We start from the raw sequence: 6393 nt of genomic DNA, 5'->3' as shown, positions 1-6393 counted from the left end.
TGGCAGCGTGACTCACAACCCATGGCCTCCGGCAAACCCGGGGCGGTTCACAGCTCGAGAAGGGCAAAGCCTTAGTAGGGCTGAGGTTGTGAGTTCAATTCGCACCGGCAGTATCATCTTCTTAGCCACTTAGGCGTGATCGCCGCCCCGCAGCCAAGCTCGGGGCATCACGGCCTCGCGCCTTCTTCCTCGTGAGCGCTCCCGCGTCGCCGGCCACTCACATTCTCAACAATCCCTCGTCGAGCATGTATCGGTGGACGGCGTCGGGGTCGACGGGCCCTGGAAGCCCGCCCGCCCTGCACATTAATCGAACCTGCTGGGCGCGTATCGTGGGGTCGCCGTTTAGCACCCACCTGATGCCGCGTCACGCTCCAGCCTCTCACGCGTGAGCTGCTCCGCTTGAGCCGAACGCGAGAGTTCCGCGTCGATGCTGCGCATCAGGCGGATCAGGATGTCGCAAAAGCCGACCACGCCCTTAGCCGGAGGCGAAGTCTCTGGCCGACAATAAAGGGCTCGTGCTCGAGTGCCCCGCGCATGCCCAACGACGCGCGTCCGCTGACCGGGGCGAACTCCGAATAGGCCTGAGCGTCGATCTGGTTCGCAATGCCGCCGCGGTGGATCAGCGCGTTCCGGGCCTGCTTGAAGTAGCGGAACGCCTTCATGAGATTGGCCACCAGCGGCCAGCTATATTTCTTGCTGGCGAGGTAGGCGGGCGAAAACTGGGAGCCATTGAGGGTCGACAGGACCGTCTGCTTCGCAGCTACCCAAGCCTGCACGCCCACGCTCGGCTGATCGAGCTGGAGCGGATGGTTCGACCGTGGTGGAGCCTCGCCGAATTGGGCGAGCATGTCGTCCGACCAGCGCTCATAGACGGCGAACGCATCGGTCGGGATGAACCCGGCAAACGTCTCCTGCTGATCATTCCAGGAGTGTCGATGTAAGCCTTGCGCAGGTCGAGACCTCTAACGCCGCTTCCAGCCGCAAAGCGGCCGTTTAGCTGCTCTTGTGTGGCCCCGGGCACCTCGTCGACGAAGCCGCGCACTTGCCAGCGCAGGTTCCAAAGCGCCGCCGCAGGCGGCCACCCTCGACAGCATGCTGACGCTTGGTCACGCCTTCAACCTGAGCGTCAGCGCGAAAGGGGTCGAGCACCCGGCGCAAGCCCGCTGGCTTCGAGCTAACGGTTGTGACGAGGTGCAGGGATGGCTCTATGGAAAGCCGATCCGCGCCTCCGAATTGGAACAGCTCGCCGCCGTTTCGTCGGTTGCAATACGGGAGCGGGCGTAGACCTGCTGCGTTCGCCACCAACGAGCCGGGGCTTGCTCAATGGCAAGCCGCTCACGACGCTGTCAGCTCAGGCATAAGGAACAATCGTCGGCCCTGACCGCGATGCGGACAGATTGGCACCTATTGTCGAACGTCTCGTGCGACGCAGCCAATCTAACCGGCGTTCGTCGATTTGCAGCCGCGATTCTCTATGCCGTCGAGCCAGGGACCGATCCGGTCCGCTTCCATCGGGCGGCCGAACAGGAAGCCCTGCGCCCCCTCGCACCCGATCCGAGCAAGGATCGTCGCCGCTTCCGACGTCTCGACGCCCTCGGCGACGACGCGGAAACCGAGCCTGTGTGCCAGCCCGATCATCGTCTCGACCAGCACGAAGTCGGCCCCTTCCGCGCGGTTGAGGTTGCGGACGAACGCCTGATCTACCTTCACGACCTGCGCCGGCAGACGTTGCAGATACGCGAGGCTGCTCTGACCGGTGCCGAAATCGTCGATCGCGAGGCCCACGCCTGCCGACGCCAGTTCCTGCAGCATCGCGAGCGCCTGGTCCGGCTCGTCCATGATCGCGCTTTCGGTCAGCTCGATCTCGAGCCGGTCGGGGCGGAGCCGCCGCGTCAACAGCCCCAGCTGGATGCGCTGGATCAGGTCGACCTCCGCCAGGTTGGTCGCGGAGATGTTCACCGAGAGCGCGATCGTGATCCCTACTTCGTCCCAGCGCACGAGCTGATCGAGGGCGGCGTCGAGCACCCATTGCGTTGTCGTCTTTGCGAGCGAGGTATGCTCGATGATCGGGATGAACTCGGCGGGCGATACGTCGCCCAGCAACGGGTGCCGCCATCGCAGCAGCGCCTCGGCCCCGACGCAGCGGCCCGACGCCAGATCGACACGCGGCTGATAGACGAGGCGAAGCTGGTCAGTCGCCTCCAGCGCCGCTCCGAAATCCCTCAGCAGGCGGTATTGGCGCTGGTGCGCGGTGTCGGTGGACACGGAGTAGAGGGCGATCGAGCCGTCGACCTGTCTCGCATCCTGAGCCGCGCTCGCGGCGCTGCGCAGGATGTCCTCGGGCGTGGCCTGGCCGACGACGAAGGGCCGAACGCCGATCGCGATGCTGGTCACGAAACGGACCGACGAGGTCGCGCTCAGCGACTCGAACTTGGACTGGAGCAGCTCCATGTAGGCGGACTGCTCGACGTCCGGCGCGGAAAAGAACACGAATTGTGCAGGCCCGACGTGATAGGCCGTGTGCGTCAATTCGACCGCGGCACGCAACGCTTGCGAGGCTTCGCGGATCAGTTCGTCGACTCGCGCCGCGCCCATCGCGCGCGTGATCCGGCTGAGCTGGTCGTCCCGCGCCAGGTCGATCATGACGGCGAAGCGTTTCTCACCCGGATGATCGCGCGCGAGGTCGATCAGGTCGTCCCGGAACTGGTTCCTAGTGGGCAGGCCGCTGACAGGGTCGATGCGCCCGAACGCGTGCTGGAGTTCGATCTGGGCCATGACCATCGCTGCCAGATCGACGAGCGCGGCGAGCTCGGACGCGGTCGCGCAGCGCGGCTCCGTTCCAAGGACGCAGAGCGCCCCTAGCCCGTAACCGTCGCTGGTGACCAGCGGTGCGCCCGCGTAGAAACGGGTGCCCGCACGGCCGAGCGGGCTGTCGGCGTAGCAAGCGTCGGTCAGAAGATCTTCGATCACCAACGGCTGTGTGGTTTCGGCGACCTGGGCGCACGGCGCCCCGCCCCTCGGGATGCTGCAATGGTCGACACCGACCCGGGACTTGAACCACTGGCGATCGCGATCGGTCAGCGACACTGCGGCAATCGGCAGGCCGAAGATTTGGCTCGCCATGCGCGTGATCCGGTCGAAAGTCTCGCTCGGTGGCGTGTCCAGTAGCTTCAACTGAGATAACGCGTCCAGCCGCGCTTCTTCGCCGTAGTCCCGCACTACAGTCCCCTTCGCGCGGAGGACGTATGGGCAACAGGTTAAGGATTGCCGTCACCGGCAGGCTCGCCCGCGACTTGCGTGCGTCCGGTTCCGAAAAGGGACGATCGAACAAATATGCTAATCGAACGGCGACCAACGAACCCCGTTCTTGCCTGCCTCGACCCAATCTTAGACGTTCAACGGCCTTGAGTCGCTTCCCGGAAGCGGACGCTCGTTCAGCTGAACCGTGCGCTGCTCTGCCTTTGACCCGCATTGCTCGTTGAGACACGAATCGTCTTGTACGGGCTCTCCCGGCAGCAAGAGCACCCTGGCTCCGGCCGACCCGGCTCCGGCCCCGCCAGCGCAGATATTGCCGCGGCCGGTGCCGAATGTGCTAACGCCCGAAGCATGAGATCTAACGTGACCGTGAACCTTACTCGCAGGGCTGCTGCCTTGGCGCTTATTGCTGTCGGTGCAGCCCCGGCTGCGCCGAACTACAAGCTGACCCGCACCGTAGCGCTCGGCGCCCCCGATAGATGGGACTACGTCGTCGCCGACCCCGATACGAGGCGCGTCTATGTCGCGCATGGCGACCGAGTAAGCGTGCTCGATGCCGCGAGCGGCGCGGTGATCGGCGAGGTGGATGGCATGCCGGGCGGAACGCATGGCATCGCGATCTCGCGCGCGACTGGCCGCGGCTTTACCGACGATGGCGAAAGGGGCGAGGCAGTCGCCTTCGATCTCCGGACGCTCAAGCCGGTGGCACGCATCCCCGCAGCCGACGATGCCGACGGAATCGCGCGCGATCCGATGACGGGGCGCGTGCTGGTGGTGGAGGGCGATCAGCGCAGCGTCACGCTGATCGACCCGGCGACCGACCGCGCCGTCTCGACCATCGTCGTCGGCGAGAAGCTGGAATATCCCGCCGCCGACGGCTCGGGCCGGGTTTTCGTCGCTGGCGAGGAAAAGGGCGACTTGGTCGTGGTCGATGCGCGTGCGGCCCGGGTGGTGGCGCACTGGCCCGCGCCCGGATGCGCGAGCCCTCACGGGCTGGCGGTCGACCGGACGAGCCATCGCGCCTTCATCGGCTGCGTCAATGCCAAGATGGTGGTGCTCGACACCGGCTCGGGGCGCGTCGTCGCGACGCTGCCGATCGGGCTGGGCAATGATGCGGTCGCCTTCGATCCGGTCCGCCGCCGCGTGTTCAGCTCAAACGGGCGCGACGGAACGGTGAGCGTTTACCGGCAGGTGACGCCCGACCGCTACGAGGCGCTCCCGACGATCCCGACCCTGGTCAGCGCGCGCACGATGGCGGTCGACCCGCGCACAGGCCGGCTGTTCGTCGTCGGGGCCGATACCGACGCGAACCCGGCGGGCGGCCGGCCACGCGTACGATCGGGCACGCTGCGCGTTCTCATTTTCGATCCGGCGGCGTGAGCCATGCTCAGGACTCCTGAGACGCGAACGGCGGCAGCCAAGGTGCCGGCGGTCACGCTGGGCTTCTGGATCATCAAGGTGCTGGCGACCACGGTGGGCGAGACGGGCGGCGACACCGTGTCGATGAGCTGGCTGGGCGAGACCAGCGGCGCGGCGAGCGCGGTGAACGGCTACCTGGTCGGCACGCTGATCTTCGGTGTGGCGTTGGGACTGCTGGTGGCGGCGCAGGTGGGCGCGCGTCGCTTCAATCCATGGCTCTATTGGGCGACGATCGTCGCCTCGACAACGTGCGGGACAACGCTGGCCGACTTCGCCGACCGGTCGCTGGGGGTGGGCTATCCGGGCGGATCCCTGATCCTGCTCGGCTGCGTGCTCGCCTCGCTGTTCGCCTGGTACCGCACGCTCGGCACGATCGCGGCAGGCAGCGTGACCGGATCCCGCGCGGAACTCTTCTACTGGATCACCATCACCTTTTCGCAGACGCTGGGCACCGCGCTGGGCGATTGGGCGGCGGATGGCGGGCTTGGCTATGGCGGCGGCGCACTTGCGTTCGGGACGTGTCTGCTGGCGCTCGTGGCGGCATATTACGCAACGTCGATCAGCCGGGTGGCGCTGTTCTGGACGGCGTTCATCCTCACGCGACCGCTGGGGGCGACGGTGGGCGACTGGTTCGACAAGCCGCGCGCGCAGGGCGGGCTGGACGTGAGCCGGCCGGTCGCTTCACTGATCCTGGCGGCAGCGATCGTGCTGCTGATCGCGGTGCTGCCGCAGCGGGCCAGCCGCCACCCGGAAGCCGCGGAGGCGGTGTGAGGCAGCTCGCCCTAGCGGGGCTGCTGGCGGCCATGCCCGCGCCGGCGTTCGCCGGGCCACCCTTCCTGACCGATGATCCCGAGCCGACCGACCTCGGACATTGGGAGATCTACGCGCCGCTGATCGAGGGTGCGGGAGTAGGGCGCGACTACGAGGGGAGCTTCGGGGCCGAGCTCAATTACGGCGGCCTCCGGAACGTCCAGCTAACGCTCGGGCTACCGGGCGCGTTCGCGCACGATGCCTCGGGTGGGCGGATCGGCGTCGGCGACCTCGCGGTATCGGTGAAATACCGATTTTTCCACGACGAGGGGGCGGGGGTGCAGATCGCCGTCTTCCCCGGGCTGACTCTGCCCACCGCGAGCAAGGGGCTTGGAAATGGCCGGGCGACCGCCTTGCTGCCGATCTGGGCGCAGAAGGATATCGGGCCGTGGTCGATTTTCGGCGGCGGCGGCTATGCGGTCAATCCAGGCGCGGGCAACCGCAGCTTCTGGACGGGTGGCATCGCGGTGACGCGCGATCTGTCGAAGCGGCTGCAGCTTGGCGCGGAGATCGACCGACAAGGCCCAGGCGCGGTCGGCGCGCGCGCCTCCACCAGCCTGGGCGCGGGCGGGATCGTCAAGCTGGGTGGCCCGTTCCGCTTCCTCGCGTCCGGCGGACCGACCTTCACTGATGGCCAGCGCTCGTCGGGCTGGCACGGCTTTGCCGCGCTAGGGATTAACATCTGAAGAGAGGTGGCCTGGAGAGCCCCAGATGTGACCCAGAAGCAGTCATTCAGCACTGCCGAGCGGCACCTCGAAGTCGGATGTTGGTCATCTGGGCGCATCGGTCGTCGCGGCACCGAGACAGCCGCCCGGAACGCTGCATACGGCGACACTGCGGGGAGGCCGCAGACCGCCTAGACTTGCTTTCTGATTGATTGAATCGATTTGGGATACACGGGCGCTGTAT

Annotated in this window: 6 protein-coding genes; 4 read left to right on the top strand and 2 right to left on the bottom strand. The window is 66.8% G+C overall.

The genetic code is table 11. From position 1 onward, the window contains the following. Nucleotides 1-446 precede the first annotated feature (446 nt). On the bottom strand, nt 447-848 hold the full coding sequence (locus ACFE64_RS14515; protein WP_375393170.1) for a hypothetical protein: 402 nt from the start codon (nt 846-848) through the stop codon (nt 447-449). A gap of 157 nt (nt 849-1005) precedes the next feature. Here ACFE64_RS14515 and ACFE64_RS14510 point away from each other — a divergent pair, with 157 nt between their 5' ends. Beyond that, nucleotides 1006-1284, top strand: a complete 279-nt coding sequence (locus ACFE64_RS14510; RefSeq protein WP_375393169.1) for an EAL domain-containing protein — start codon at nt 1006-1008, stop codon at nt 1282-1284. Between the two features lie 153 nt (nt 1285-1437). On the opposite strand, the gene ACFE64_RS14505 is transcribed toward ACFE64_RS14510, so the two are convergent. Next, nucleotides 1438-3219 carry an EAL domain-containing protein gene (locus ACFE64_RS14505; RefSeq protein WP_375393168.1) on the bottom strand — a complete coding sequence of 594 codons (1782 nt, stop codon included), beginning with the start codon at nt 3217-3219 and terminating at the stop codon, nt 1438-1440. Between the two features lie 276 nt (nt 3220-3495). Here ACFE64_RS14505 and ACFE64_RS14500 point away from each other — a divergent pair, with 276 nt between their 5' ends. Genes ACFE64_RS14500 through ACFE64_RS14490 form a run of 3 tightly spaced genes read left to right on the top strand, consistent with a single transcriptional unit; the run spans nt 3496 to nt 6170 of the window. Further along, nucleotides 3496-4635 carry a YncE family protein gene (locus tag ACFE64_RS14500; protein ID WP_375393167.1) on the top strand — a complete coding sequence of 380 codons (1140 nt, stop codon included), beginning with the start codon at nt 3496-3498 and terminating at the stop codon, nt 4633-4635. A gap of 3 nt (nt 4636-4638) precedes the next feature. Then, nucleotides 4639-5445 (top strand): hypothetical protein, encoded by an 807-nt coding sequence (locus tag ACFE64_RS14495; RefSeq protein WP_375393166.1) that lies wholly within the window; start codon nt 4639-4641, stop codon nt 5443-5445. Continuing rightward, on the top strand, nt 5442-6170 hold the full coding sequence (locus ACFE64_RS14490) for a hypothetical protein (RefSeq protein WP_375393165.1): 729 nt from the start codon (nt 5442-5444) through the stop codon (nt 6168-6170). Before ACFE64_RS14495 ends, ACFE64_RS14490 begins: the two co-directional genes overlap by 4 nt. Nucleotides 6171-6393: the final 223 nt, after the last annotated feature.

Origin of the sequence: uncultured Sphingomonas sp., from assembly GCF_964250165.1 — a bacterium.
GTDB lineage: Bacteria > Pseudomonadota > Alphaproteobacteria > Sphingomonadales > Sphingomonadaceae > Sphingomonas.
The sequence above is the reverse complement of the archived record's forward strand: the minus strand, read 5'-3'. Positions and strand labels throughout refer to the sequence as shown.